The following is a 25,274-nucleotide window of genomic DNA, read 5'->3' as shown; positions in this document are numbered from 1 at the left end:
GGCCCACGAGAATAGCGTGGAATGGGTCAGCGTCAGCGACGCAGACCCAGCCGATCGATCAGCGAGCGGTAGCGCTCGACGTCGATCTGCGAGATGTATTTGATCAGCCGACGCCGGCGTCCCACCAGCAGCAGCAAGCCGCGGCGTGAGTGGTGGTCGTGCTTGTGCACCTTGAGGTGCTCGGTGAGGTCGGAGATCCGCTTGGTCAGCAGCGCGATCTGCGCCTCCGGCGATCCGGTGTCGGTGTCATGCAGGCCGTATTGGCCCAGAATTTCTTTTTTCTGCTCGGCAGTAAGCGCCACGAAATATCTCCATCACTGGGTCTGCGAAGGTTCTGTGTAAAGGCGCGGCCACCGCGAACCGCAGCACGCGCCGATGTCGTCCGGCAGTTTAGCAGCCAAGATCTGCCCGTCCCGAATCGTCAGGCGCGGTCAGTCGGAGAGCAGGGTGCGCGTTCGTTCGGTGTCGACGCCGATCTCGGCGACCAGTTCCTTGATCGAATCGAACCTGTGCTGGCCGCGGATGCGGGCGACGAAGTCCAGGGCAACATGCTGTCCGTACAGGTCAGCGGTGGTGTCGAGGACGAAAGCTTCGACGGTGCGGGTGCGTCCGGAAAAGGTCGGGTTGGTGCCGACGGAGACGGCGGCCTGGTAGCGCTCGCCCGGCACGACGGTGCCGGCCACCGGCCCGTGCCCGAGCACGGTGAACCAGGCGGCATACACGCCGTCGGCCGGGATGGCCGAGTACATCGGCGGTGCGACGTTCGCGGTGGGAAAGCCCAGCTCGGCGCCGCGCCCATGACCACGGACCACGACGCCTTCGACGCGGTGAGGACGGCCCAGCGCCTCCGTCGCCGCCGCCATGTCCCCGGCGTCCACGCAGGAGCGGATGTAGGTGGACGAGAACGTCACGGTCTCGTTGCTGTGGTGCTCGGACAGCAGTGACATCGACTCGACCGCGAATCCGAACCGGTCACCGGCCTTGCGCAAGGTGTTGACGGTGCCGAGCGCCTTCTTGCCGAAAGTGAAGTTCTCCCCCACCACGACCTCGACGACGTGCAGGTTCTCCACCAGCAGCTCGTGCACGTAACGCTCCGGCGTGAGCTTCATGAAGTCCGTCGTGAACGGCATCACCAGGAAGACGTCGATACCCAGTTCTTCGACAAGCTCGGCGCGGCGGGTCAAGGTTGTCAGCTGCGCGGGGTGACTGCCCGGATAGACCACTTCCATCGGATGCGGATCGAAGGTCATCATCACGATCGGCACGTCGCGCGCCGAGCCGGCTTTCACCGCGTGCGCAATCAATTCGGCATGACCGCGGTGCACACCGTCGAACACCCCGATCGTGAGCACGCATCGGCCCCAGTCAGTGGGGATCTCGTCTTGGCCGCGCCACCGCTGCACGACCGCCAGCCTACGGTGCACAGTTGTCCGGCGCGCCGAAGGATCCCAATTCCGTAGAACTGGCGTGGGCATTTCGGAACTGCGACGCCGAGTCGTGCCGGTCACCACGCCCGACCAGCCGTAGATTGCCTAAACTTTTCGTTTGTGAGGGCTGACGAAGAGGCTGGCGGTCTCACCGCGGTTGGCCAGGACTATCTCAAGGTCATCTGGAATGCCCAAGAGTGGTCGGTAGAAAGGGTCAGCACCAAGATGCTGGCCGACCGGATCGGGGTATCGGCCAGCACGGCCTCGGAGTCGATCCGCAAACTCGCCGAGCAGGGCCTCGTCGACCACGCGAAGTACGGAGCGGTAACGCTGACCGAAGCGGGTCGGCGCGCGGCACTCGAGGTGGTGCGCCGGCACCGGCTGCTGGAGACCTTCCTGGTCAACGAGCTCGGCTACGGCTGGGATGAGGTGCACGACGAGGCCGAAGTGCTCGAGCATGCGGTATCGGATCGGCTGGTGAATCGCATCGACGCCAAGCTGGGATTCCCGCAGCGCGACCCGCACGGCGACCCCATCCCCGCCTCCGACGGGCAGGTGCCCGCCCCGCCGGCCCGCCAGCTGTGGGCGTGCAACGAGGGCGAGACGGTTAAGGTCGCTCGCATCTCCGACAAGGATCCGGAGATGCTGCGGTATTTCTCCAGCGTCGGAATCAGTCTCGACTCGCGGGTGCGTGTCGAGACCCGACGTGAATTCGCCGGCATGATCTCGATTGCGATCGAATCGGCCGACGGCGCCGAGACCATCGTCGATCTGGGCAGTCCGGCGGCCCGGGCCGTCTGGGTGGTGCCCTAGCGGCGACCCGCAAGCGCGGCGCCGCCAGATGACCTAGCCGGTCAGCAGTCCCTTGGCGATGTGGGTCACCTGGACCTCGTTGCTGCCCGCGTAGATCATCAGTGATTTGGCGTCCCGGGCCAGCTGCTCGACCCGGTATTCGGCCATGTAGCCGTTGCCGCCGAACAACTGCACAGCCTCCATCGCCACCTCGGTGGCCGTCTCCGAGGAGTACAGCTTGACGGCCGACGCCTCGGCCAGCGTCAGCGGTTTACCGGCCTGTTGGCGCTCGATGGTCATGAACACCATGTTCTGGACGTTCATCCGGGCGATTTCCATCTTCGCCAGCTTCAGCTGGATCAGCTGGAACTGCCCAATGTTCTTGCCCCACAACGTGCGAGTCTTCGCATAGTCCACACACAGCCGGTGGCATTCGTCGATGATGCCCAGCGCCATCATCGCGATCCCGATCCGCTCGGCGGCGAAATTGTCGCGGGCACTGTCGCGTCCGTCGCCGCTGGCGTGCTGCTCACTCTCGCCGAGCAGCCGGTCCGGGCTCAACCGCACGTTGTCGAAGAACAACTCACCGGTCGGCGAGGACATCATGCCCATCTTCTTGAAGGGCTTGCCCTGTGTGAGGCCCGGCATCCCCGCGTCGAGCACGAAAACCAGCACCGGCCGGTTCCGCTTGTCTTGTTTGTCCGGGGAAGCGTCGCCTTCGTCCAGTTTCGCGTACACGACCAGGACGTCGGCGTGAGGCCCGTTGGTGATGAATGTCTTCTGCCCGTTGAGGATGTAGTCCTCGCCGTCGCGTCTGACGTAGGTCTTCATGCCGCCGAACGCGTCCGACCCGGAGTCCGGCTCGGTAATCGCCCACGCCGCAATCTTTTCCAGCGTCATCAGCTCGGGCAGCCAGCGTTCTTTCTGGGCTAGCGTGCCGCGGCTCATGATGGTCGCCGCACCGAGGCCGAGGCTGACCGATGCGGTACTCAGCAATCCGATGCTGACCCGGGCGATTTCGGAAACCAGTACCGCAACCATCGATTGCTGACCGCCGATACCGCCCGAATCTTCTGCGCTGTCTCGCTTTTCGCCCTTGGATTCACCGTTGCGCTTGGCGCGCTCGCGGTCCAGCATCTTCTTGACCGACTCTGCGGCCATCGCGTCCAGGCCGAACTGACTGAAGAACTTACGGGCAATCGGATACGGCAACAGCGCACCGGTTTCCAATTCGTCCAGGTGCGGGCGGATCTCCTTGTCCACGAACTGACGAACGGCATCCCGCATCATCAGATCGGTTTCCGACCACTCGATCACAGTTTGTCCCCCTGGGCCTGCCCGCCCGCCGCGCCGCTCAGCGCTCGGCCCGCTGGTATGCGGTGACGACGGCGGCGCCGCCCAGCCCGATGTTGTGTTGCAGCGCGGCGGTGACGTTGTCGACCTGCCGCTTGTCGGCCTGGCCCCGCAGCTGCCAGTTCAGTTCGGCGCACTGCGCCAGCCCGGTCGCGCCCAGCGGGTGACCCTTGGAGATCAGGCCGCCGGACGGGTTGACCACCCAGCGTCCGCCGTACGTGGTGTCGCCGTTGTCGATCAGCTTGGGCGCCTCGCCCGCAGCGCACAGGCCGAGGGCTTCATAGAGCAGCAGCTCGTTGGCCGAGAAGCAGTCGTGCAGCTCTATCACCTGGAAGTCCTCGGGCCCCAGACCGGACTGGTCGTAAACCCGTTGTGCTGCTTGCACATTCATGTCGTAGCCGATGAGCCCCTTGGCGCTGCCGTCGAAGGTGGACTTGAAGTCGGTCGTCATGGCCTGACCGACGATCTCCACCGCCTGACCGGCCAGCGAGTGGCGGTCGACGAAGCTTTCGGAGGCCAGGATCGCCGCGCCCGAACCGTCCGACGTCGGCGAGCACTGCAACTTGGTCAGCGGGTCGTAGATCATCTTCGCGGCCAGGATGTCGTCGAGGGTGTACTCGTCCTGGAACTGCGCGAACGGGTTATTCACCGAATGCTTGTGGTTCTTGTAGCCGATCTTTGCGAAGTGCTCGGCGGTGCTGCCGTACTGCAACATGTGCTCACGGCCCGCCGCGCCGAACATCCAAGGCGCCGCTGGGAAGGCGAACTCGCTGATCTCGGCCATCGCCTTGACGTGCTTGTCCATCGGGTTGGTGCGGTCTTCGTAGGTCGTCGCCAGCGATCCGGGCTTCATCTTCTCGAACCCCAGCGCGATCGTGCAGTCAGCCAACCCGCCGCGAATCGCCTGCGCGGCCAGGAACAGCGCGGTGGAGCCGGTCGAACAGTTGTTGTTGACGTTGACGATCGGAATGCCGGACAAGCCCAATTCGTAGAGTGCTCGCTGCCCCGCGGTCGACTCTCCGTAGACATAGCCGACGTAGCCCTGCTCGATCTCGCTGTAGTCGATGCCTGCGTCGGCCAGCGCGTTGGTTCCCGACTCGCGAGCCATGTCTGGGTAGTCCCAGCCCTCGCGGCGGCCCGGCTTCTCGAACTTCGTCATGCCGACGCCGATGACATAAACCTTGTTGGACATCGTTGTCCCCTTCCGAACGGTAGGCCGCCTAGTCATCCCAGTGTGCAACGCCGCCCAACCAACCGCTCGGCCGGGACCTGTTAGAGCGTCGCGGGGCGGATCACCACCACCGACTTGGTCCGCGAACCCTCGTCGCGCAGCAGCGCGATCACCCGACCGTCGCTGCCGGCTCCGGCATAGACACCGTCGATACCCGCCGGCGACAAGGGCCGGCCGTTGCTGGTCGCGTCGACTTCCTCAGCGCTCAGGTCGCGGCGCGGGAACATCAGCAGGCACGCGTCGTCCAGCGTCCAACTCAGTCGCGGCTGTTCGGCGAGTTCGTCGAGCGAGCGCGCCGCATCGAGCTCGAAGCGGCCGACGCGGGTGCGCCGCAGCGAAGTCAGATGCCCGCCCACCCCGAGCGCGGACCCCAGGTCGCGGGCCAGCGCGCGAATGTAGGTTCCCGACGAGCAGTCGACGTCGACGTCGAGATCGATGAGGCCTTGCCCGCTGCCGGAACGCCGGGTCGCCGAGATCGCGAACCGATCGATGCGTACCGGGCGGGCCTTGAGCTCGACGGCCTCGCCCTCGCGGACCAACTGATAGGCGCGACGGCCACCGACCTTGATCGCGCTAACCGCCGACGGCACCTGTTGGATGTCGCCGCGCAGCCCGGCGATCGCCGCGGCGATCGCCTCGTCGGTGAGATGTTCAGCCGAGATACTTTGCAACAGTTCACCTTCCGCGTCCTCGGTGGAGGTGACCTGACCCAAGCGGATCGTGGCGGCATACGACTTCTCGGATGCCGTCAACAGCCCGAGGATCTTGGTGGCGCGGTCGATCCCGACCACCAGAACCCCGGTGGCCATCGGGTCCAGGGTGCCCGCGTGGCCCACCCGTCGGGTGGAAAAGATTCGCCGGCAGCGCCCCACCACGTCGTGGCTGGTCATTCCGGCCGGCTTGTCGACGACGACTAGTCCTGGACCGGTGCAGCTTTCGGTCATAGCACGATCGCGGTCAGCACGAGTCCGCGGTCGACCGACCAGCGGCCCCGCAGCGCCGTCAGCGGCGGACCCGACAGCGCCTCCGGATCGATCAGAATCTGCGAGACGAACGTGCCGGTCGCCGGGCCGTCGGCCTCGAAGCTGATGTGGGCATCCTCGAAGCCCAGCCATCGCTTGGTCAACGGGAACCACGCCTTGTACGTTGCTTCCTTGGCGCAGAACAGGATTCGATCCCAATGCAGATCTCCCGGCATTACCTGCGCGATTTCGGTGCGCTCGGCCGGCAAGCTGATCGCATCCAGCACGCCGTTCGGCAACACGTCGTGCGGTTCGGCGTCGATCCCCACCGAGCGCACCGCGGCGCTGCGGCCCACCACCGCACCGCGATAGCCCGTGCAGTGCGTGAGGCTACCGACGACGCCGTCGGGCCAGCAGGGTTGCCCCTTGTCGCCCTTGAGAATCGGCACCGGCGGCAGGCCCAGTTCACCGAGTGCGATGCGGGCACAATGCCGGACGGTGATGAACTCGTTGCGCCGCTTGGCAACCGACTTGGCGATCAGTGCCTCTTCTTCGGGCAGCGGGGCCAGCCCGGGCGGGTCGGAGTACACCTCCGAATACGCCATATCGTCGGTCGCCGGCAACACCGACGACACGAGGGTGTCCGCGGTCATCGCGACTGCCGCTGCCGCAATCGTTCCCGGAACTGCGTGGCCTGCGCCTTCATCTCGGGAGTGATCTGGAAGTGGCCACCGAAGTCGTTGAGGTCGCCGGGCGCGTACTGCGGGTCGGGCAGCACCTGGCGCAGCCAGCTGGGCGGTTTGCGGCGCCGCCACTCTCGCGGATATCCCACCGAGACTTCCTCGAAGCGCACGTCGTCATACCAGGTGGTCCGCGGAATGTGTAAGTGGCCGTAAACCGAGCAGATGGCGTTGTAGCGAGTGTGCCAGTCGGCGGTCTTGGTGGTGCCGCACCACAGCGAGAACTCCGGGTAGAACAACGCGTCGCAAGGGTCGCGCACCAGCGGGAAGTGGTTGACCAGCACGGTAGGCGTCATCCAGTCGAGTTGTTCCAGGCGAGCGCGGGTGATGTCCACCCGCTCGCGACACCACGCGTCGCGGGTGGGGTACGGCTCCGATGAGAGCAGGAATTCGTCGGTCGCCACGATGTTGTTCGCTCGCGCGATTTCCAGGCCTTCGGCTTTGCTGCGCGCCCCCTCAGGCAAGAAGCTGTAATCGTAGAGCAGGAACATCGGCACGACTGTGGCCGGACCGCCGCGTTCGGTCCACACCGGGAACGGGTGTTCGGGCGTCACCACACCCATCTCGTCGCACATGTTGACCAGGTAGTCGTAGCGAGCTTTACCGAAGACCTGGTTGGGATCGCGATTGGTGGTCCACAGTTCGTGGTTGCCCGGCACCCAGATCACCTTGGCGAATCGGCGTCGCAACAGGTCAAGGGCCCAACGGATCTCATCGGTGCGTTCGGCCACATCGCCGGCAACGATCAGCCAGTCATCCGGTGACGACGGATGCAGCGATTCGGTGACCGGCTTGTTGCCCATATGACCCGTGTGCAAATCGGAGACCGCCCACAGTGTCGGTTGGCCGGTCGCCTGTCCCCCGTTTGTCGAGTCCCGCGTCACCACGAGTAACCAGCCTAACGACCCGACGCGCCGACCCGGGTTCCGCTGGGAGTTTCGGCCGCTACCACCTCCCGGTTAGAACAAGTTCAGGTTTGGCTGTGACCTCGCGCACGTGACTTGTAAACTCCCCGCACAAGAGACGGCCGACGGTTGGGGGGCGTCATGTTCACCAGGGTGCGCCTGCTCGGAGCGCTCGGTGCGGTGCTGACGGCGGTCATCGGAGGCACGGTGGGCTGGCAGAGCGGCCCGCCCGCCCGGACCGGAGGCGGCGAGACCGTCGATCTGCGCTCAACGGCGCGGCCACTGGAAACGACGATGAAGAGTCCCATCATCGCGACCACCGACCCGCGGCCCTTCGACGCATGCGAAGACATCCCGTTCGACACCCTGCAGCGGCTCGGTTTGGGGTTCACGCCGCCCGAGCATGAGGACGGTCTGCGCTGCAAACTCGACGCGGGCAACTATCAGGTGGCCGTCGAGCCGATCGTCTGGCGCACCTACGAGCAGTCCCTGCCTCCCGACGCCCTCGAGACCACGATCCAGGGCCACCGCGCGGCCACCTACTGGGTGCTGAAGCCGACCTACCACAACAGCTTCTGGTACTTCTCCTGCATGGTGGCGTTCAAGACCAGCTACGGCGTGCTGCAACAGGCGCTGTTCTACTCGACGGTCTACTCAAACCCCGAGGTCGACTGCCCGTCCACCAATCTGCAGCGGGCCAACGACCTCACCCCGTATTACAAGTTTTAGCCCGGCCACGGTGATCGGCGCCGGTGCGCACGATCTTTTGTGGCTGAGATGAATTCGCGCCGGCGCGAAGACCGTAGCCGGTCCACCTTAACCTGGGGAACGTGAGCATGACGTCGACTAGACCTGTTCCACCCGCGCTGCGCACCCTGACCCAGATCGGTGGCAACGCCTTGGGCCGGCTGTTTGGTCTGCGGCCGGCCACCAGCGGCTACACCGTGAATCGCGTTGAGGTGCCGATGCGCGACGGGGTTGCGCTGGTTGCCGATCACTACGCACCGACTACCTCCAGCCCGGTCGGCACTGTGCTGGTGCGCGGGCCTTACGGGCGTGGATATCCGTTCTCGCTGGTATTCGCCTGGCCGTTTGCGACGCGGGGCTACCACGTCGTGCTGCAAAGCGTGCGCGGAACGTTCGGGTCTGGCGGTGTTTTCGAGCCGATGGCCAATGAAATCACCGACAGCGCCGACACCGCCGCATGGTTAGTCGAGCAGCCGTGGTTCACCGGCCGATTTGCCACCATCGGCACGTCATATCAGGGTTTCACGCAATGGGCGTTGCTTCAGGACCCGCCGCCCGAACTGGCCGCCGCCGTTATCGCGGGGGGGCCCACACGACTTCCACGCCGCACTCTGGGATACCGGCTCGTTCACAATCGACTTTCTCCTGTGGAGCGACATGGTGGCCCACCAGGAAGACTCGTCCCGGGTCCAAGCCGGAATTCGCCAGTTGCTGGCTCTGCGCAGGGTGGCCCGGGCGGCCGCCGGAGTGCCGTTCGGCGAATCGGCGCGCGCGCTGCTCGGCACCGGTGCGCCGTGGTTCGAATCCTGGGTAGAGCGCCCAGACCCGGATGACGCGATCTGTAACCAATTGCGCTGCAGCACCGCGCTGGACCGGGTGCAAGTGCCGGTCTTGCTGATGAGTGGCTGGCAAGACGTCTTTCTGCGCCAGACGCTGCAGCAGTATGCGCACCTTCGCCGCCGCGGCGCGGACGTCGCGCTCACGGTCGGGCCCTGGACCCACACTCAGTTGCTCGGCAAGGGACTGCCCACCAATGCGCGCGAGACCTTGGACTGGCTGGACACCCATCTGGCGGGCACCACGGAGCTGAGCCGCCCCAGCAGGGTTCGCGTCGGGGTCACCGGCCAGGGCTGGCGCGATCTACCCGATTGGCCACCCGTCACCTCGCAGCGCGCGTTATACCTGAGGCCCGGCCGCTATCTGGATGAGGCGTCACCCAAGGATCTGAAAGGGCTACCGCCGGCCACCTTCCACTACAACCCCGCCGACCCGACACCGACCGTCGGCGGCCCGTCGCTGTCCACACGTGGCGGCTACCGCGACGACAGCCGGCTGGCGCTGCGCGACGATGTGCTTACCTTCAACAGCGCGACCCTGCTGCACGATCTGTGCGTCTACGGGAATCCGATCGTCGAGCTGGCGCACAGCTCCGACAATCCGCACGTCGACCTGTTCGTCCGGGTCAGCGAACTCGACGCCAAGGGGCACTCGCGAAACGTCAGCGACGGCTACCGGCGGCTGGCCGCCCCGGCGAAGACCGTCAGCATCGAACTCGACGCGATCGCACATCGCTTTCGAGCCGGTTCGCGCATCCGCCTGTTCGTTACCGGCAGCTGGTTTCCGCGGTACGCGCCCAACCTTGGCAGCGGCGAACCGATGTTGACGGCCCGCCAATCGAAGCCGGCCACTCACGCCATCGCCTACGGGAGCTCCCGGCTGCTGTTGCCGGTCGGCCCGCTCGACCTGTCAGCCCACGGCGTCGCGGACGCGGGCGGCAATCCCGGTTAGCACGGCGTCGTCGTGGATCGGCGTCCCCAATGCCGGGCTCGCCGGCAACGGCACCCAACTCTTACAACCCCGATATTCGGGGATCCGGGTCAGGTGTATCGGCTCGATCAGCGGGGTCACCGACACCACCAGCGCGGCGAGTTTGTGCTTGGGCCGGAAATCCAGCCGGTCGGCGCGCACCGACTCGGCGGTCCAGATGTGCAGGTCCTCGATTTCCCCGAGCCGCTCGGGCCGGTTAACCACCAGTGCCGCAACCACTTTCGCCGCAGCCCTGATCACCAGCTGATCGTCGGTGCTGTCGGCCGCCGCAGCGGCCAGCAGGTCGTGATGCTCTGGCCGGAGACGCTCCTGGTGGCTGTGCGCAACCGTCGGAAACAGCAGGAACTCCTGCGACGCCACTTCGAACCGCTTCTCCCCTATACCACCCTTGCGCAACAGCACGTACTGCCGACCGCGCATCAGTGCGTGGACGGCGGCGCTCCATTCTTTGAGCGCGGGCGTCGTTGCGGTGAGGGTCATTTCGTTGCGGAGAGGCGCGCCACTACCTCAGGTCGGCGCAACGGCGGGACGGTCTTGGGTGGTTGCCGGCGCGGCGGCAAGGACTTCAGCAAGCGCGTCGTCGTCTGGGTGACCTCGGCGACCGCGGCTTCGAACGCGTCGACGTTCGCGGCCGACGGGTGGGTGATGCCGCTGACTTTTCGCACGTATTGGCGCGCGGCCGCGGCGACCTCCTCAGCCGTGGCCGCGGGCTGCAAACCGCGCAGTTCGGTGATGTTCCGGCACATCCCTCAACGATAGGCGGGATTTGCCGCTGCGGCCTCGTCGAGACGGCCGCCCACACCTCAGCAATCGGTGCCATGTTCGCCCAGGGTTGCTGGCACGCCCGGTCCGCAACATATGAGTTTCATATGTGTCGCCACCGGGGCCGTCGAGCAGCAACTGGATACTGTATACAGTAGTCTTTCCGAACGCTTCGAGCACCGGCTGCCCCATCGGCGACGCACGGCACCGGACCACGGGCAAGACGAGGAAACCAATGGATTTTGGGGCGCTGCCACCCGAAGTGAACTCCGGCCGAATGTATTCGGGTCCCGGACCGGCAACCCTGCTGGCCGCCTCCGCGGAATGGGAGGAGTTGGCCGCGGAGATGCACCTCGCCGCCAGCAGATGCGAATCAGTCGTCGCCGAATTAATCGGTGCATCGTGGACGGGTTCATCGTCGATGGCCATGACAGCGGCGGTTATGCCATACGCCGGGTGGATCAGATCCACGGCCGCGCACTGCGAGGAGGTGGCCAGCAAGGCCACCGCCGCCGCGGCGGCCTACGAAACGGCGTACGCGATGACGGTGCCACCGCCGATGATCGTCGCCAACCGCATTCGGCTTGCGGCATTGATTGCCGGCAACCTTCTCGGACAGAACACCCCCGCCATCATGGTTGCGGAAGGCGAGTACAGCGAAATGTGGGCCAGGGACGCGGCGGCTATGTACGGCTATGCGGCGAATTCGGCTAGCGTATCCGGACTTTCAGCCTTTGCACCGCCACCACGCACGACCGATCCAGGCGCACCCGCGCCGGCGCCGGCTAAGTTGCTGAGTTCGGCCGAGACGACACTGCAAGGACTTGCGAGCCCCGGTGCCGGCACGTCGGCAGCGATGGGTGCTGGGACACCGCTCGCGGCGTCGGGAATTTCCTCCTCGGTGTCCATGCTGGCGCAGCTGGCCAAGACTTCTAAGAGCGCGACCACGAGCACAACTGCAGGGATGCGGGCCACCTCTATGTTGGCCAGCACGATGGCTAGCCTGGTTGACGTCGGTAGTAGCTCCGCACCCGAAATCGGCACCAGCGCATTGGGGCTCGGCTCAGATGGCTTCGGTCTGAGCACCGACATCAGCGGATTCGCCCTCGACCTGGCCGGCTCCGGCCTCGAACTAGTCGGTGGCGATTCGCTTTTGGGCGTCGAGGAGGCACTCCCCGGTGAGCTCGGCGAACTAGGGTCGCTGGACGGGTTGAACCCCCTCGCCGCCCCCTGGTCGGCGGGATTCGGCGGCGAGCCCTCGGCTGGCCTCGGTCAAGCGTCCCAACTGGGAACCTTGTCGGTACCACCCGGTTGGGCCAATGCGCTTTCGGGGAACGCCGGCAACCCGCCCATGCACTCCGCTTCGCAGGCCGGTCACCATAACCACCACGGCGCGGCACATCGCCATGCCGCCAACACGCCGACGGGCGGCATGGTCGGCAGCGAGTCCGGCGGCGCGGCGCACCGAGTGGGGGTGCGCGCCTCGCTCATTCCGCGTTCACCGATCGGAGGCTGAGCGAGCGCCATGCGTCCAAATGATGGCCTGCTTCACTTTTCGTCATAGCGGGCAACGCCAAAGGTCTATCACAATAGGTACGTTGAGGATGCGTTAGGTGGCGGGAGGAGATCTGGTGATCCGACCATCATTTAGTGACGCGCTGCGCGAATTGCTGTTCTGCGCGCACCGCAGCGTCGACGACGTGATGAACGCATTCTTCGACCATGGCTACCAGCATCGCGACAATGGAAAGGCTTACACCCGAGACGAGTTCGCCGGTCTAGCCGCGATCGCACGCTCCGAAATCACCCACGGGAGCGTGTTTACGCTCGAAGAATTCCGCTTCTGGAATCGATACGCCGCACGATTTGTCCTCGAGGTCAGCAAAACCGACGGCTCGGCGGAGCGTGTCGAGGTATACGTGATCGGTCAGTACTCGATCGACGGCCGATTCCTGCGGTTGAATCAAGCCCGTGTCTCGGTGCCCAGCGTAGAACTCGTGGTCGGGGCCAAGCTCAGAGCGCAACCGGTTGCCTAACCCTTGATCAGCTCGCCGACGTGAGCCACGACCGAATCCGCCAGCCCCTGAAGGTCATAGCCTCCTTCCAGCACCGCCACCAGCCGACCGTCGCAAAGTTTTTCGGCTGAGTTCATCAACTCGCGGGTGACCCAGCCGAAGTCGTCAGCAGTCATCGTCAGCGAACCAAGCGGGTCACGTTCGTGTGCGTCGAATCCCGCGGACACCAGAATCAGCTCCGGGGAGAACCTGTCGAGCTCAGGCAGAATTCGTTGCTGAAATGCCTCGCGTAACTCGGGCCCACCGTCGCCCGGCTTCAGCGGTGAATTGAAGATGTTGCCGGCCCCGGTTTCATCTGCTGCACCCGTGCCGGGAAACAGTGGCATCTGATGAGTGGACGCATACAACACGTCGGAATCGGAGTAGAAAATCTGCTGCGTGCCGTTGCCGTGGTGAACATCGAAATCGACGATCGCGACCCGTGTTACCCCGTACGTCTGCTGCGCATGCCGCGCTCCGATGCTGATGTTGTTGAACAAGCAAAAGCCCATTGCCCGCTCGGTCTCCGCGTGATGGCCCGGCGGCCGGCAGGCCACGAAAGCATTCTGAACCTGCCCGGTCAGCACATTGTCGATCGCCTGTAGCGTCCCGCCCACCCCGCGCAAGACCACTTCCCACGTCGATGGCTCCATTACGGTGTCGCCACCGTCGAGGTACACATAACCTTGGGCGGGACGAGCGGCTTCGAGATCGTCGACGTAACGGTTCGAATGCACATAGCGGGTAGTCGCGAGGTCGGCTGGCTCGGCTTGCTCGCGCACCAGCGTGTCGAATTGTGGCTGGCTTAGCACCGCCTCCACCGCGCGATAGCGATCCGGCCGCTCCGGATGACCCCCACCGGTCCGGTGGTTAGCGAAACTCGGGTGGTGCAGCAGCAGGGTGGACATTGCGGCAGACCTCTTTTCAGGGTCGTGGACTACACATCCAAGAACAATCTCGTGTCTGAATACCGTATGCGGCTCGGGTCGAACCGCATCGCCAGTTGATCGAATTTCGGTATCAGCCAAACACGTCGGTGCTCTCGCGGATCAACCGTTCGGTGACCACAGCCAGCAGATTTGCGGCGTATTTGGTGCAGCGCGAAAGATCTGGCTCGAGCTCGTTGAGGGTGCGCACCGCGCCGAAGCCTGCCGTTCGGGCTTGGGCGCTCGTCAACGTCGATATCCCGGCGATGGCAAAGGTTGGTATGCCGTGGGAGTGGGCACATCGCGAAACGCCCACGGGCGCCTTACCTCGTAACGATTGGCCGTCGAGGGAGCCTTCACCGGTGATGACCATCGTGGCGCCCAGCAGCTTTCGATCGAGTTCGACGAGGTCGAGGATCATTTCGATGCCGGGTCTCATCCGTGCGCGCAGCACGGCAAGCGCGGCGAATCCCACGCCTCCCGCGGCGCCCGCCCCTGGCACATCTCGGCAATCCGCGCCGATGACCGTTTCAACCAGGTCCGCCCATTTCGACAGACCGCCGTCCACTTCGGCCACGCGGTCGCCGAGGACTCCTTTTTGCGGTCCGTAGACAGCGGCCGCACCGAGTGACCCACACAGCGGGCTGTCCACATCGGCCGCCAGCGTCACCGTCGCTGTGCGCAGGCCCGGGTGCAGCCGGCTGAGATCGAGGTGAGCAACGTCGGCCAGACCTTGAGCACCGAGAGCAATGGGCTGACCGTGGCGATCGAGTATCTCGGCGCCCAGCGCCATCAACATCCCCGCGCCGCCGTCGGTGCTTGCACTTCCACCGACGGTGATGACAATGTCTCGGCAGCCGTCGTCCAGCGCGTGGGCGATCACGCTGCCCAGCCCGTAGCTCGTCGCCGTCACCGGCGCCGGCGTTGCAGCCGGAAGCCGCTGCAGCCCACAGATATCCGCCATCTCGATGACCGCGCGCCCGCCCTTGCGGGCATACCCGGTACGCACCGGTGCGCCGGTCGGCCCGCACGCCTGCACTTCGACTGGTTCAAATCCGGCCGCCAAGACGGCATGCAGGGTGCCCTCTCCCCCGTCTGCGACAGGGCAGGCGATTGGGTTCATCGTCGGATCTGCTCGGCACACCCCATGCGCCATTGCCTGGGCAGCCTGCTCGGCGGTCAACGAGCCCTTGAACTTGTCCGGCGCCAGCACGATGTTGCGCCTCATCACCCAGGTCATCCCATCAAGGTCGAGCCGCACACACGTTTCAGAGGGCTTTGTGGCGGATGGTGCAGGGCTTGCGCAACTAGCCAGCATTCCGAAATGCGGAACTCCACCTCCACCTCAATAACCTGACACACACAAGGCAAAGCTGTCAAAGGTTCGGCGCTTGACATCCGCCGTAGTCATCGAAATCGCTTATCAAGTCTGACAATTCGGGTTGTACGAGTTTCGCCGATTCTTGACACAAACTGGAGTATCACCTTGACTTATTTCGTATTCCGATGCGGCAATTCCGCGATACGGAACCAGATCTGAGGCCACTTCGGATGGAGCGCGCCGAGCCGTCCGCGGTCTAGGCAATAGAAGGGACAGCGATGGCTGGTGCGACTTATACGGTGAACTGCTCGATCCTTTTCACCGATCTACCGGTGCTGGACAGGCCGGCCGCAGCTCGGGCGGCGGGGTTTGAGGCGGTGGAGTTCTGGTGGCCGTTCATCGAGGCGACGCCCCCGGAGGCGGACGTCAGGGCATTCGTCCGCGCCATCGAGAAGGCGGGGGTGCAGTTGTCCGGACTGAACTTCTTCGCCGGCTACATGGCCGGCGGCGACCGGGGAGTTCTGTCGGATCCCGCGCTGACAACCGATTTTCGCGAAAATGTGCAAGTTGCCGTCGGTATCGCCGAAAGTTTAGGCACCCGTGCCTTTAACGCGCTGTACGGCAACCGCATCGAGGGTATAGCGCCGGCCGTGCAGGACGAGGTCGCGGCCAAGAATCTTGCCTACGCGGCTCAAGCCGCCCAGCGCATCGGCGCGACGGTGCTGATCGAGCCGGTCAGCGGCGCGCCCCGGTACCCGCTCGAAACCGCGGCCGACGCGGTGCGCATCATCGACCGCGTGCACGCTGAATCGGGTGCCACCAACTTGCGTCTGTTGGCGGATCTCTATCACCTCTATGTCAACAACGACGATGTGACCGCCGCCCTGCTGTCCAACTATGAGCGGATCGGGCACGTTCAGGTTGCCGACGCCCCCGGACGCGGGGAGCCGGGAACCGGTGAAGTCCCGCTGGGCGACTATCTCGCCATATTGCTGGGACGTGACTACGACGGCTACATCGGCTTGGAATACAAGTCTTCTCGGCCCGACACGTTCGACTGGCTGCCGGCTGCCGAGCGAGGTCGTGGCGGTGTCAGCGTCGAGTCGCTGCGAACACTGACAGGAACGAGGAATCAATGACCACGATCGGCTTTATCGGGCTGGGCATCATGGGCAGCCCGATGGCCTGCCATCTCGCCCGGGCCGGCCACACCGTCATCGGTTACAACCGTTCGCCGGGCCGTGCCGCGGCGCTGATCGAGGCCGGTGGAGTGGAGGCTGATTCCATCGCGGAAGCCGTGAAAAAAGCCGACGTGGTGGCGGTCATGGTCCCCGACTCCCCCGACGTGCAAAATGTGTTGCTCTCGGAGGACGGTGTTTTCGCCCACGCGCAACCGTCGACGCTGGTGATCGACTTCTCCTCGATCCGCCCTGACGTCACCGCCGAGCTGGCCAAGCAAGCCAGCGAACGCGGGCTGCGTCTCATCGACGCCCCCGTATCCGGCGGAGAGCCCGGCGCCAAGAACGCAACGCTGTCGATCATGGTCGGGGCTGCCGATGACGATTTCGCTGCTGCCACACCGATTCTCGAAATCGTCGGCAAGACAATCGTTCACGTCGGCCCCAGCGGGGCCGGACAGACCGTCAAGGCCGCCAATCAACTGATCGTCGCGGGCAATATCGAACTCCTCGCGGAAGCAATCACGTTTCTGCGTGCGTACGGCGTCGACCTGGACGCGGCGGTCAAAGTGCTCGGCGGCGGGCTGGCGGGCTCGGCAGTGCTCGAGCAAAAGGCGCCAAAGATGCTGGCACGTAACTTCGATCCAGGCTTTCGGATCGAACTGCACAATAAAGACCTGGGCATCGTCACCAGCGCGGCACGCGAAGCCGGGGTGGTCATTCCGCTCGGTGCAGTTGTCGCACAGCTAATGGCCTCCGCCCTGGCCAACGGGGACGGCTCCCTCGACCACTCAGGCCTGCTGCGGGGTGTCGAACGCCTGTCCGGACATAAGGAAGGTGGGACCCAGTGACCCGGATGCGCACGGTCGACGCCGCCGTCAGAATCCTCGAAATCGAGGGCGCTACCCAAGCATTCGGATTACCCGGCGCAGCAATCAACCCGTTTTACTCGGCGATGCGGGCGCACGGCGGAATCCGGCACCTGCTGGCCCGCCATGTCGAAGGCGCCAGTCACATGGCCGAAGGCTATACCCGCGCGGCACCGGGCAACATCGGTGTGTGCATCGGCACCTCAGGACCAGCGGGCACCGACATGGTCACCGGATTGTATTCGGCCAGTGCCGATTCCATTCCCATCCTGGCGATCACGGGCCAGGCTCCGGTCAACAAGCTCCACAAAGAGGACTTTCAGGCAGTCGACATCGCGGCGATCGCGGCACCGGTGACGAAAATGGCCATGACGGTTCTCGAACCCGGGCAGGTTCCCGGCGCCTTCGCCCAGGCGTTTCACCTGATGCGTTCGGGCCGACCCGGCCCGGTCCTGATCGACCTGCCCATCGACGTGCAGCTGGCCGAAATCGATTTCGACCCCGCCGCTTACGCTCCCCTGCCGGTCTACAAGCCCGTGGCCACCCCAACACAAATAGCCAAAGCGCTTGACATGCTGGTCACCGCGGAACGCCCACTGATCATCGCCGGTGGGGGCATCATCAACGCCGACGCCGCCGAACTACTCGTCGAGCTCGCCGAGGTGCTCAACATCCCGGTAGTGCCCACGCTGATGGGCTGGGGCATCATTCCCGACGACCATCGGCTGGCCGCAGGCATGGTCGGGTTGCAGACCGCCCACCGCTACGGCAATGCCACCCTGCTCGAATCGGATTTCGTTCTGGGTATCGGCAATCGGTGGGCCAACCGCCACACCGGCGGACTCGACACCTACCGGCGAGGTCGTCGCTTTGTCCACATCGACGTCGAACCCACCCAGATCGGCCGGGTGTTCGCCCCAGACCTCGGTATTGCCTCGGACGCCAAGGCGGCACTCGAACAGCTTGTGGCCGGTGCCTCGCAGCGGCGTTCGGCGGACAAGATCCCTGATTGGGCTGATTGGGTGCGCGACTGCCAAGACCGCAAACGGACGATGCACCGCAAGACCCACTTCGACGACATCCCCATCAAACCGCAGCGCGTGTACGAGGAAATGAACCGGGTGTTCGGCCGTGATGCGCGGTACGTCACCGCGATTGGGCTCTCACAGATCGCCGGCGGCCAATTCCTGCAGGTCTTCAAACCGCGGCACTGGATCAACTGCGGCCAGGCCGGACCATTGGGATGGACGGTTCCCGCCGCGCTAGGTGTGGTCGCCGCAGACCCGACCGCCACGGTGGTCGGACTGTCGGGCGACTATGACTTCCAGTTCCTCATCGAGGAGCTCGCCGTCGGCGCACAGTTCAACCTGCCTTACGTCCATGTCGTGGTCAACAACTCCTACCTCGGACTGATCCGGCAAGCTCAACTCAACTTCGACATGAACTATTTCGTTTCATTGGCCTTCGACAACATCAATGCCCAGGAATCCGGTGAGACCGATCTGCCCAAGGGCTACGGTGTCGACCATCGCCGGGTGGCCGAAGGGCTGGGCTGCAAGGCGATTCAAGTTACCGACCCCGCACTGATCGCGCCCGCACTCACCCGAGCCCAGCAGCTCGCGCGCGAACACAAGGTGCCCGTGGTAGTCGAGATATTCTTGGAACGGATCACGAATATTGCGATGGGCACCGAAATCGACAACATCACCGAACACAACGAGCTGGCAGCGACGATCGACGACTCACCCACCGCCGCATTGCTATTCGACTAGCTCACCACCGCTGCGCCGGACCCCGGCGAGCGATGTCTGGCCGGACGTCCTTGAACAACCGGAGCATGAGGCCGATGGTTACCGAGCATGACGACGCCGACCGCGCGGTCGGTGTTCAATCGGTGGAACGAGCATTCGGGGTACTCGAGATTTTAGCCGCCATGGGTGGCACGGGTGCGCTCGGCGAGCTCGCCGCTCGCGCAGATCTCCCGCAGCCCACGATGCGTCGACTGGTACGAACGTTGCTCAGCATGGGGTATTTGCGGCAGCTTCCGAACCGGCACTACTCGTTGGGGCCCAGGCTGATCCGCTTGGGCGAGAGCGCGGGTCAGCTCATTGGCATGTGGTCGCGTCCACATCTGAGCGAGTTGGTAGACCGAACCGGCGAGACGGCGAACATGGCAGTGATGGACAACGACATGGCCGTCTACGTAGCTCAAGTTCCCTCACCGCATTCCATGCGCATGTTCACCGAGGTCGGCCGGCGGGTCTACCCGCATCGCACGGGAGTGGGCAAGGCGCTGCTGATGCAACTTACCAACGAGGCACTGCGTGCTCTGGTGGCGCGCACCGGGATGCCCGCATCGACCGAGAACTCGCATACGACGGTCGACGGCTTGCTGCAAGACATCACGTTGTGCCGTGTCCGTGGTTATGCGGTCGACGAAGGTGAGCAGGAAATCGGTGTGCGATGCTTTGCCGTACCGGTGCCCGACGCGCCGTCACTGACGGCCATTTCGATCTCTGGCCCTGCGGTGCGAGTCACGTTGAAGTCCGCGCCAACGGTTACCCCGCTGTTGAAGCGAATCGCGCGCAACATCGCTTCCGAGTTCGACAAAAGCACCGCCCCGTAAGCTATTCACCCGGCGGCCGCGGCGTTGGCCGCCTCAGCGACGGCATACGAATCCGCACTTGCCGCCATGGTTTTGAACAACGTTTCGTGGATCGCCGCGGCTTGGGCGCTGACGGACCGATACATCTGAGCCTGCATCGCGAATTGGGCTGCGATCAGTGCGGACACCTCGTCCGCCGCCGCGGGGACCACGGCGGCGGTGGGGCCCGCCGCCGCCGCATTCTGGGCACTCATCGAAGCACCGATGGCACCTAACTGCGAGGCAGCTCCCGCCAGCGCTTCGGGGTGCACGTTGACGAACGACATGCGCTGTTCTCCTTAACGCTTTGCAACAAAGAGGCCTAACGCCGCGGTGCCGCCCGCGATGGCGTAGCGACCCGCGACCGCTCGCAGTCGCCGCCGCACCAACCGGGCCGCCGCCACCACCACGTCACCCAGGAAGTCGCGATCGCCGTCCTGACGACCGGCCCAGTAAGGCGGTTCGCCGCGGTGGATCGCGCCCTCGGCCTCCTCAACGATGCGCGCCATCGTGGTCACGGTGTGAGCTGGATAGGCGCCGACACTGGTTTCCGCGGACAGCATCACCGCGTCGGCCCCATCCAGCACCGCGTTGGCCACGTCGGAGACCTCGGCTCGGGTGGGACGCCGATCGGAGACCATCGAGTCGAGCATGTGAGTGGCAACGATGACCGGCTTTGCGGCATCGCGGCAGAGCCGGATGACTCGCTTTTGGACCAGCGGTATCTGCTCCAACGGCATCTCGACGCCGAGGTCACCACGGGCCACCATCAACCCGTCGAAAGCCTCGACGATCGCCGGTAAGCACGAGACCGCCTCCGGCTTTTCCAGTTTGGCGATCACGGGCACTCGTCTGCCGACCTCACCCATGATGGCGTGCGCCAGCTTCGCTTCCTCCGGCGCGCGCACGAACGACATGGCAATCATGTCCACGCCGAGGTCCAAGGCAAACTTCAGGTCGTCAATGTCTTTGTCGGACAACGTCGGGGCGCTGACAGCAACTCCCGGTAATGAGATGCCCTTGTTGTCGCTGACCGGTCCGCCGTGGATCACCTCACAGCCGATGTCTGCGCCGTTGATTTCCACCACCGCCAGGTCGATTCTGCCGTCATCGACGAGCAGCCGATCGCCGGTTTTCACATCCGAGGCTAGGCCGCCGTAGGTAGTGGAGACTCGGTCGTGATCGCCCAGGCACGCGTCGGTGGTGATCGCGACTTTCTCGCCGACACTCCACACCACCGGCCCGTTGGCGAACCGGCCCAACCGAATCTTGGGCCCTTGCAAGTCGGCGAGCACTTGCACAGAGCGCCGGCGCCGGGCCGCGATCTGGCGCACCAGGTCGTAGAAGGCCGAATGTTCCGCATGCGTGCCGTGACTGAAATTGAGGCGCGCGACATCCATTCCGGCGTCGATGAGTTCAGTCAGGCGTGGAGCGGTGGCGGTTGCGGGTCCGAGCGTGCAGACGATCTTTGTTGTGCGCATCCCAGGTGTCCTTTCCCTTAGCGCAGGGCAGCTTGAGGTTGTTGTTGCGAATTCCCGCCACTGCGTGACGGCGCCACCCCACTGGCATGGGCGAGGAGGCCGGTGGCAGCGTGGACGGTGCGAAGGGTCGGAGCAGTTGCTCCGGTCAGGTCGGCGAGCTCTACCACCGCGGATACGATCGCATCGAGCTCCAGCTGCTTGCCCGCTTCGAGATCTTGGAGCATCGAGGTCTTGTGGTGACCCACATTTTCGGCGCCCCGCAGCCTCTTCTCGATCGAGATCTCCGGCGTACTACCCAATCTCGCGGCGACATCCAGGGTCTCCTCCATCAGCTGTATCACGACTTGCCGAGTGTTCGGGTCCTGGCACATCTGCACCATCGTCGATCTGGTCAGCGCGCTGAGCGGGTTGAACGCCACATTGCCCATCAGCTTGATCCAGATGTCGTTGCGCAGCTCAGGCTCTACCGGGCATTTCAGCTCGCCGGCGATCATCGCGTCGCTCAGCAACCGACAGCGCTCGGAGAGCTCTCCTGAGGGCTCCCCGATGGAAAAGCGAGTCCCCTCCAGATGGCGCACGACGCCGGGAGCCTCCAGAACTGTCGCGGGATACACCACGCAACCGATCGCTCGCTCCGGAGCCAGCACGGCGCTGGTGGCACCGCCGGGATCGACAGCCTCGATCCGGTGTCCTTGATACGGACCCGACAGCCCGTGAAAATACCACCAGGGAATACCGTTCTGTGCGGCCACAATTGCCGTGTCGGGACCCAGCAGGGGCTCAATCAGCGGACCGCACGTTGGATAGCTGTGCGCTTTGAGGCCCAAGAATATGTAGTCGACCGGCCCGATCTCGGCCGGTGAGTCCGTCGCGTGCGGATGCGCGAGGAAGTCACCGCGCGGGCTCAGCACGCGGACACCATTCTCCCGGATTGCCCGTAGGTTGTCGTTGCGCGCGATCAGGTGAACATCGGCACCGCCGCGGTGCAACGCCGCACCCCAATAGGCACCAATAGCTCCGGCACCAACGACTGCAATCTTCATAGAGTCTCCTCTCGCATCCCCAATGCACACCGCCGCTTGGCGACTACGTTCAAGGCCTCATTCATTATTGCATACAGTATGCGCTCCTTGTATGTTGAAAACATCGCGCTCTCGGCGGGACGTCGAGGACTGTCAGTAAATCCGGACCACGTTGAGCGTGACTTCCGGCCGAGCCAAGGAAGAGGAAGATGTCTGCGATCGGAGTGCCTCGCGAAATCGCCGCTGGCGAAAGCCGAGTCGCCCTGGTACCCGGCGTCGTCGAACGCTTGCGTGCCGCCGGCCACCATCTCGTGGTTGAAACGGGTGCGGGCGAGGGCGCGTTGATCCGCGACGAGGACTATCTAAGAGCCGGGGCCGTGATCGGTGATCCCTGGTCGGCAGATGTCGTGGTCAAGGTGAACCCGCCGACCGAGATGGAGATCGGCCGGTTGAAGCAGGGAGCCCACTTGATCGGCTTCCTCGCACCGCGCACCCGGCCGGAGGTCAGTGACCAATTACGCCGAGCGGGTGTCACCGGCTTCGCGATGGAAGCAGTGCCCCGGATTTCGCGTGCCCAGACCATGGATGCGCTTTCTTCCCAGGCCAATGTCGTGGGATACAAAGCGGTGTTGTGTGCCGCGCAATGCTCGACCCGCTTCTTCCCGATGATGACCACGGCCGCTGGAACGGTCAAGCCGGCAACGGTTTTGGTGCTCGGTGTCGGTGTCGCCGGACTTCAGGCGCTGGCCACGGCAAAACGGCTGGGCGCCCGCACCACCGGATTCGACGTTCGGCCCGAGGTCGCCGAGCAAGTCCGGTCCTTGGGCGCCAAATGGCTCGAACTCGGTGTTTCGGCGGCGGGCGAAGGCGGATACGCCCGAGCTTTGACGCCCGAAGAACAGATCGAGCAGCAACAACGCCTAACCGAAGCAATCCCGGGCTTCGACGCGGTCATCACCACCGCCCTCGTTCCCGGCCGCGCCGCACCCAAACTCGTCACCGCGCAGGCGGTGCGTCGGATGCGTAGCGGCAGCGTGGTCGTCGACCTCGCCGGCGAGGCCGGCGGCAACTGCGAACTCACCGTGCCGGGCGAGACGGTGCTGCGACACGACGTCACGATCGCTGCGCCGCTGAACCTTCCGGCCAGCATGCCCGAACACGCCAGCGAGCTCTACGCGCGCAACATCGGCGCCCTGCTGGAGCACATGCTCGACGGCGCGGCAGTGCGCGACCTGTCTGACGAGATCCTCGATGCCTGCTGCGTCACCAAATCCGACAACGAGTTGACGGGGATCCGATGACACTAGTGGCCAACCTGGCGATCCTTACGCTGGCAGGATTTGTCGGCTTCGCGGTGATCTCGAAGGTACCCAACACACTGCACACCCCACTTATGTCCGGCACCAACGCAATTCACGGCATCGTTCTGCTCGCCGGCCTGGTTCTGGTGGGCCAGTCGACCACCGATGCATTCGACCGGCTGCTGCTGGTAGTCGCTATCGCCTTCGGCGCGATCAACGTCGTGGGCGGCTTCCTGGTGACCGACCGCATGCTCGGCATGTTCAAGAAGAAATCCAGTGGCCAGGCCGGAAAGGTTGCGTCGGCACGTGAATGAGCTCATCCCGGTTCTCTACATCGTCGCGTTCGCACTATTCATCGTCGGCCTCTCGGGCCTGACCGGTCCCCGCACCGCCGCGCGCGGCAATCTGATTGCCGGTGTCGGCATGGCGATCGCGATCGTGGCCACCCTGCTGACTCCGGGCACAAGCAATTGGTTGTTGATCGCGCTCGGACTGCTGCTCGGATCATTGATCGGGGTTCCGGCGGCGCAGCGGGTCAAGATGACCGCAATGCCTCAGATGGTGGCGCTGTTCAACGGCGTGGGCGGCGGTGCGGTCGCGCTGGTGTCGTGGGTCGAATTCCGCGACAGTCACGGCTACGCCTGGGCGCCGACCTACGTCACGATCGCGTCACTGTTCGCCGCTATCGTCGGGTCGCTGTCATTCTGGGGATCGTTGATCGCGTTCGGAAAGCTGCAAGAAGTGTTGCCGGGCAAGCCCATCGGACTGGGCCGAGCCCAGCAGCCAGTCAACCTGATACTGCTGCTCGCCGCCGTCGCCTGCGCCGGCGCCATCGGGGCCGGCCAGCGCGCGCCGCTGGTCTTCATCGGTGTGCTCGTCTTCTCGGCAGTGCTCGGTGTCATGGTGGTGCTGCCCATCGGAGGCGCCGACATGCCGGTAGTGATCTCGCTGCTCAACGCGCTCACCGGGCTTTCCGCGGCGGCGACCGGCCTGGGGCTGGACAACACGGCGATGATCGTCGCGGGAATGATCGTCGGAGCCTCGGGAACCATCCTGACCAACTTGATGGCAAAGGCGATGAACCGTTCGATCCCCGCCATCGTCGCCGGTGGATTCGGTGGCACCGGGACCAGCGCGGACGGCGGGGACCCAGGCGCCGACCAGACCGTGCGCCAGACCAGTGCGGCCGACGCGGCATTGCAGATGGGCTATGCCAGCCAGGTGATCATCGTGCCCGGGTACGGAATGGCCGTCGCGCAAGCCCAGCATGTGGTCCGCGAAATGGCCGGCCTGCTGGAGGGACGCGGCGTGGAGGTGCGTCATGCCATACATCCGGTGGCGGGTCGCATGCCCGGGCATATGAACGTCTTGCTCGCCGAGGCCGATGTGCCTTATGAGCATCTCAAAGAGATGGACGAGATCAACGGCGAGTACAGCCGCACCGACGTGGCCCTGGTCATCGGCGCCAACGACGTGACAAACCCTGCGGCGCGGTCGAATCCAGCTTCGCCGATCTACGGCATGCCGATCCTGGACGTAGATCAAGCCAGGTCGGTCATCGTGCTCAAACGTTCGATGAACCCCGGATTCGCCGGCATCGAGAACGAGCTGTATTTCAACGAGAAGACCTCGATGCTATTCGGTGACGCGAAGGCATCCGTCGCCGAAATCACCCAGGAGCTAAAGGTCTTGTGAAAGCGCGCCGGGATTGCCGCGCAGCCAAACAAACTTG

Annotated in this window: 25 protein-coding genes and 1 pseudogene; 12 read left to right on the top strand and 14 right to left on the bottom strand. The window is 64.6% G+C overall.

The features are described from left to right. Positions 1-32 precede the first annotated feature (32 nt). Positions 33-302, bottom strand: coding sequence for a 30S ribosomal protein S15 (gene rpsO, locus H7K34_RS15725; RefSeq protein WP_108919997.1), 270 nt, complete (start codon positions 300-302; stop codon positions 33-35). Between the two features lie 129 nt (positions 303-431). Beyond that, positions 432-1,403, bottom strand: coding sequence for a bifunctional riboflavin kinase/FAD synthetase (locus H7K34_RS15720; RefSeq protein ID WP_201263377.1), 972 nt, complete (start codon positions 1,401-1,403; stop codon positions 432-434). A gap of 144 nt (positions 1,404-1,547) precedes the next feature. Between H7K34_RS15720 and mntR the strand changes: the two genes are divergently transcribed. Further along, positions 1,548-2,240 carry a manganese-binding transcriptional regulator MntR gene (gene mntR, locus H7K34_RS15715; RefSeq protein ID WP_108919995.1) on the top strand — a complete coding sequence of 231 codons (693 nt, stop codon included), beginning with the start codon at positions 1,548-1,550 and terminating at the stop codon, positions 2,238-2,240. 33 nt (positions 2,241-2,273) lie between these two features. Here mntR and H7K34_RS15710 read toward each other — a convergent pair whose 3' ends face one another. The 5 genes from H7K34_RS15710 to H7K34_RS15690 form a co-directional block, all read right to left on the bottom strand. Beyond that, positions 2,274-3,536: an acyl-CoA dehydrogenase family protein gene (locus tag H7K34_RS15710; protein WP_264062914.1), complete on the bottom strand. Its 1,263-nt coding sequence runs from the start codon at positions 3,534-3,536 to the stop codon at positions 2,274-2,276. A gap of 37 nt (positions 3,537-3,573) precedes the next feature. Beyond that, positions 3,574-4,764, bottom strand: coding sequence for a lipid-transfer protein (locus H7K34_RS15705; RefSeq protein WP_264062913.1), 1,191 nt, complete (start codon positions 4,762-4,764; stop codon positions 3,574-3,576). A gap of 80 nt (positions 4,765-4,844) precedes the next feature. Further along, complete coding sequence (gene truB / locus H7K34_RS15700) at positions 4,845-5,747, bottom strand: tRNA pseudouridine(55) synthase TruB (RefSeq protein ID WP_264062912.1); 903 nt, start codon at positions 5,745-5,747, stop codon at positions 4,845-4,847. Then, the gene (pptT, locus tag H7K34_RS15695) at positions 5,744-6,418 is read right to left on the bottom strand and encodes a 4'-phosphopantetheinyl transferase PptT (RefSeq protein WP_264062910.1); all 675 of its coding nucleotides are present in this window, start codon (positions 6,416-6,418) and stop codon (positions 5,744-5,746) included. Before pptT ends, truB begins: the two co-directional genes overlap by 4 nt. Beyond that, positions 6,415-7,389, bottom strand: coding sequence for a metallophosphoesterase family protein (locus tag H7K34_RS15690; protein ID WP_108920109.1), 975 nt, complete (start codon positions 7,387-7,389; stop codon positions 6,415-6,417). The genes pptT and H7K34_RS15690 overlap by 4 nt, the downstream gene beginning before the upstream one ends. Positions 7,390-7,551: 162 nt before the next feature. Between H7K34_RS15690 and H7K34_RS15685 the strand changes: the two genes are divergently transcribed. Both H7K34_RS15685 and H7K34_RS15680 read left to right on the top strand, forming a co-directional pair. Further along, complete coding sequence (locus tag H7K34_RS15685) at positions 7,552-8,139, top strand: DUF3558 domain-containing protein (protein WP_108919990.1); 588 nt, start codon at positions 7,552-7,554, stop codon at positions 8,137-8,139. 101 nt (positions 8,140-8,240) lie between these two features. After that, a pseudogene (locus H7K34_RS15680) lies at positions 8,241-9,945 on the top strand (CocE/NonD family hydrolase). Here the strand turns inward: H7K34_RS15680 and H7K34_RS15675 are convergent. Together H7K34_RS15675 and H7K34_RS15670 are read right to left on the bottom strand one after the other, a co-directional pair. Continuing rightward, positions 9,904-10,464 (bottom strand): DUF1802 family protein, encoded by a 561-nt coding sequence (locus tag H7K34_RS15675; protein WP_264062909.1) that lies wholly within the window; start codon positions 10,462-10,464, stop codon positions 9,904-9,906. The pseudogene H7K34_RS15680 and the gene H7K34_RS15675 sit on opposite strands and share 42 nt — an antisense overlap. Further along, positions 10,461-10,730 carry a DUF2277 domain-containing protein gene (locus H7K34_RS15670; protein WP_264062908.1) on the bottom strand — a complete coding sequence of 90 codons (270 nt, stop codon included), beginning with the start codon at positions 10,728-10,730 and terminating at the stop codon, positions 10,461-10,463. Before H7K34_RS15670 ends, H7K34_RS15675 begins: the two co-directional genes overlap by 4 nt. Before the next feature lie 251 nt (positions 10,731-10,981). On the opposite strand from H7K34_RS15670, the gene H7K34_RS15665 reads away from it, so the two are divergent. Together H7K34_RS15665 and H7K34_RS15660 are read left to right on the top strand one after the other, a co-directional pair. After that, a complete protein-coding gene (locus H7K34_RS15665; protein WP_264062907.1) occupies positions 10,982-12,262 on the top strand; it encodes a PPE family protein in 1,281 nt (426 codons plus the stop codon). A 115-nt stretch (positions 12,263-12,377) separates the two neighbouring features. Further along, positions 12,378-12,782 carry a hypothetical protein gene (locus H7K34_RS15660; protein ID WP_264062906.1) on the top strand — a complete coding sequence of 135 codons (405 nt, stop codon included), beginning with the start codon at positions 12,378-12,380 and terminating at the stop codon, positions 12,780-12,782. Here H7K34_RS15660 and H7K34_RS15655 read toward each other — a convergent pair. Both H7K34_RS15655 and H7K34_RS15650 read right to left on the bottom strand, forming a co-directional pair. Next, positions 12,779-13,708 carry a histone deacetylase family protein gene (locus H7K34_RS15655; RefSeq protein WP_264062904.1) on the bottom strand — a complete coding sequence of 310 codons (930 nt, stop codon included), beginning with the start codon at positions 13,706-13,708 and terminating at the stop codon, positions 12,779-12,781. The genes H7K34_RS15660 and H7K34_RS15655 overlap by 4 nt on opposite strands. A gap of 112 nt (positions 13,709-13,820) precedes the next feature. Then, the gene (locus tag H7K34_RS15650) at positions 13,821-14,966 is read right to left on the bottom strand and encodes a glycerate kinase (RefSeq protein WP_264062903.1); all 1,146 of its coding nucleotides are present in this window, start codon (positions 14,964-14,966) and stop codon (positions 13,821-13,823) included. Between the two features lie 359 nt (positions 14,967-15,325). Between H7K34_RS15650 and H7K34_RS15645 the strand changes: the two genes are divergently transcribed. The 4 genes from H7K34_RS15645 (at position 15,326) to H7K34_RS15630 (ending at position 19,720) form a co-directional block, all read left to right on the top strand. Then, the gene (locus H7K34_RS15645) at positions 15,326-16,186 is read left to right on the top strand and encodes a hydroxypyruvate isomerase family protein (RefSeq protein WP_264062901.1); all 861 of its coding nucleotides are present in this window, start codon (positions 15,326-15,328) and stop codon (positions 16,184-16,186) included. Further along, entirely contained in the window at positions 16,075-17,076 is a 1,002-nt protein-coding gene (locus H7K34_RS15640) for a 2-hydroxy-3-oxopropionate reductase (RefSeq protein ID WP_308205450.1), read from the top strand. Before H7K34_RS15645 ends, H7K34_RS15640 begins: the two co-directional genes overlap by 112 nt. Further along, positions 17,073-18,866, top strand: a complete 1,794-nt coding sequence (gene gcl, locus H7K34_RS15635) for a glyoxylate carboligase (protein WP_264062900.1) — start codon at positions 17,073-17,075, stop codon at positions 18,864-18,866. The genes H7K34_RS15640 and gcl overlap by 4 nt, the downstream gene beginning before the upstream one ends. 74 nt (positions 18,867-18,940) lie before the next feature. Beyond that, on the top strand, positions 18,941-19,720 hold the full coding sequence (locus tag H7K34_RS15630; RefSeq protein WP_264062899.1) for an IclR family transcriptional regulator: 780 nt from the start codon (positions 18,941-18,943) through the stop codon (positions 19,718-19,720). 5 nt (positions 19,721-19,725) lie between these two features. Here the strand turns inward: H7K34_RS15630 and H7K34_RS15625 are convergent, their stop codons facing one another. The 3 genes from H7K34_RS15625 to H7K34_RS15615 are packed head-to-tail and all read right to left on the bottom strand — an operon-like array spanning position 19,726 to position 22,262. Beyond that, positions 19,726-20,025, bottom strand: a complete 300-nt coding sequence (locus tag H7K34_RS15625) for a PE family protein (protein ID WP_264062898.1) — start codon at positions 20,023-20,025, stop codon at positions 19,726-19,728. A gap of 12 nt (positions 20,026-20,037) precedes the next feature. Further along, complete coding sequence (pyk, locus tag H7K34_RS15620; protein ID WP_264062896.1) at positions 20,038-21,219, bottom strand: pyruvate kinase; 1,182 nt, start codon at positions 21,217-21,219, stop codon at positions 20,038-20,040. 17 nt (positions 21,220-21,236) lie between these two features. Then, complete coding sequence (locus H7K34_RS15615; protein ID WP_264062895.1) at positions 21,237-22,262, bottom strand: 2-dehydropantoate 2-reductase; 1,026 nt, start codon at positions 22,260-22,262, stop codon at positions 21,237-21,239. 188 nt (positions 22,263-22,450) lie between these two features. On the opposite strand from H7K34_RS15615, the gene H7K34_RS15610 reads away from it, so the two are divergent. Genes H7K34_RS15610 through H7K34_RS15600 form a run of 3 tightly spaced genes read left to right on the top strand, consistent with a single transcriptional unit; the run spans position 22,451 to position 25,237 of the window. Next, positions 22,451-23,542: a Re/Si-specific NAD(P)(+) transhydrogenase subunit alpha gene (locus H7K34_RS15610; protein ID WP_264062894.1), complete on the top strand. Its 1,092-nt coding sequence runs from the start codon at positions 22,451-22,453 to the stop codon at positions 23,540-23,542. Further along, positions 23,539-23,856 carry an NAD(P) transhydrogenase subunit alpha part 2 gene (locus H7K34_RS15605; RefSeq protein WP_108919976.1) on the top strand — a complete coding sequence of 106 codons (318 nt, stop codon included), beginning with the start codon at positions 23,539-23,541 and terminating at the stop codon, positions 23,854-23,856. The genes H7K34_RS15610 and H7K34_RS15605 overlap by 4 nt, the downstream gene beginning before the upstream one ends. Then, complete coding sequence (locus H7K34_RS15600) at positions 23,849-25,237, top strand: NAD(P)(+) transhydrogenase (Re/Si-specific) subunit beta (RefSeq protein ID WP_264062893.1); 1,389 nt, start codon at positions 23,849-23,851, stop codon at positions 25,235-25,237. Before H7K34_RS15605 ends, H7K34_RS15600 begins: the two co-directional genes overlap by 8 nt. The last annotated feature ends 37 nt before the right edge of the window (positions 25,238-25,274 follow it).

Source organism: Mycobacterium montefiorense (assembly GCF_025823255.1).
In the GTDB taxonomy this organism is placed as follows: Bacteria; Actinomycetota; Actinomycetes; order Mycobacteriales; family Mycobacteriaceae; genus Mycobacterium; species Mycobacterium montefiorense.
The sequence above is the reverse complement of the archived record's forward strand: the minus strand, read 5'-3'. Positions and strand labels throughout refer to the sequence as shown.

Excerpts from the sequence above, each read along its gene's own strand:
- H7K34_RS15705 (WP_264062913.1), bottom strand. The coding sequence starts at position 4,764 with ATGTCCAACAAGGTTTATGTCATCGGCGTCGGCATGACGAAGTTCGAG.
- truB (WP_264062912.1), bottom strand. The coding sequence starts at position 5,747 with ATGACCGAAAGCTGCACCGGTCCAGGACTAGTCGTCGTCGACAAGCCG.
- pptT (WP_264062910.1), bottom strand. The coding sequence starts at position 6,418 with ATGACCGCGGACACCCTCGTGTCGTCGGTGTTGCCGGCGACCGACGAT.
- H7K34_RS15685 (WP_108919990.1), top strand. The coding sequence starts at position 7,552 with ATGTTCACCAGGGTGCGCCTGCTCGGAGCGCTCGGTGCGGTGCTGACG.
- H7K34_RS15675 (WP_264062909.1), bottom strand. The coding sequence starts at position 10,464 with ATGACCCTCACCGCAACGACGCCCGCGCTCAAAGAATGGAGCGCCGCC.
- H7K34_RS15670 (WP_264062908.1), bottom strand. The coding sequence starts at position 10,730 with ATGTGCCGGAACATCACCGAACTGCGCGGTTTGCAGCCCGCGGCCACG.
- H7K34_RS15665 (WP_264062907.1), top strand. The coding sequence starts at position 10,982 with ATGGATTTTGGGGCGCTGCCACCCGAAGTGAACTCCGGCCGAATGTAT.
- H7K34_RS15655 (WP_264062904.1), bottom strand. The coding sequence starts at position 13,708 with ATGTCCACCCTGCTGCTGCACCACCCGAGTTTCGCTAACCACCGGACC.
- H7K34_RS15650 (WP_264062903.1), bottom strand. The coding sequence starts at position 14,966 with ATGACCTGGGTGATGAGGCGCAACATCGTGCTGGCGCCGGACAAGTTC.
- H7K34_RS15645 (WP_264062901.1), top strand. The coding sequence starts at position 15,326 with ATGGCTGGTGCGACTTATACGGTGAACTGCTCGATCCTTTTCACCGAT.
- H7K34_RS15630 (WP_264062899.1), top strand. The coding sequence starts at position 18,941 with ATGGTTACCGAGCATGACGACGCCGACCGCGCGGTCGGTGTTCAATCG.
- H7K34_RS15625 (WP_264062898.1), bottom strand. The coding sequence starts at position 20,025 with ATGTCGTTCGTCAACGTGCACCCCGAAGCGCTGGCGGGAGCTGCCTCG.
- pyk (WP_264062896.1), bottom strand. The coding sequence starts at position 21,219 with ATGCGCACAACAAAGATCGTCTGCACGCTCGGACCCGCAACCGCCACC.
- H7K34_RS15615 (WP_264062895.1), bottom strand. The coding sequence starts at position 22,262 with ATGAAGATTGCAGTCGTTGGTGCCGGAGCTATTGGTGCCTATTGGGGT.
- H7K34_RS15610 (WP_264062894.1), top strand. The coding sequence starts at position 22,451 with ATGTCTGCGATCGGAGTGCCTCGCGAAATCGCCGCTGGCGAAAGCCGA.
- H7K34_RS15605 (WP_108919976.1), top strand. The coding sequence starts at position 23,539 with ATGACACTAGTGGCCAACCTGGCGATCCTTACGCTGGCAGGATTTGTC.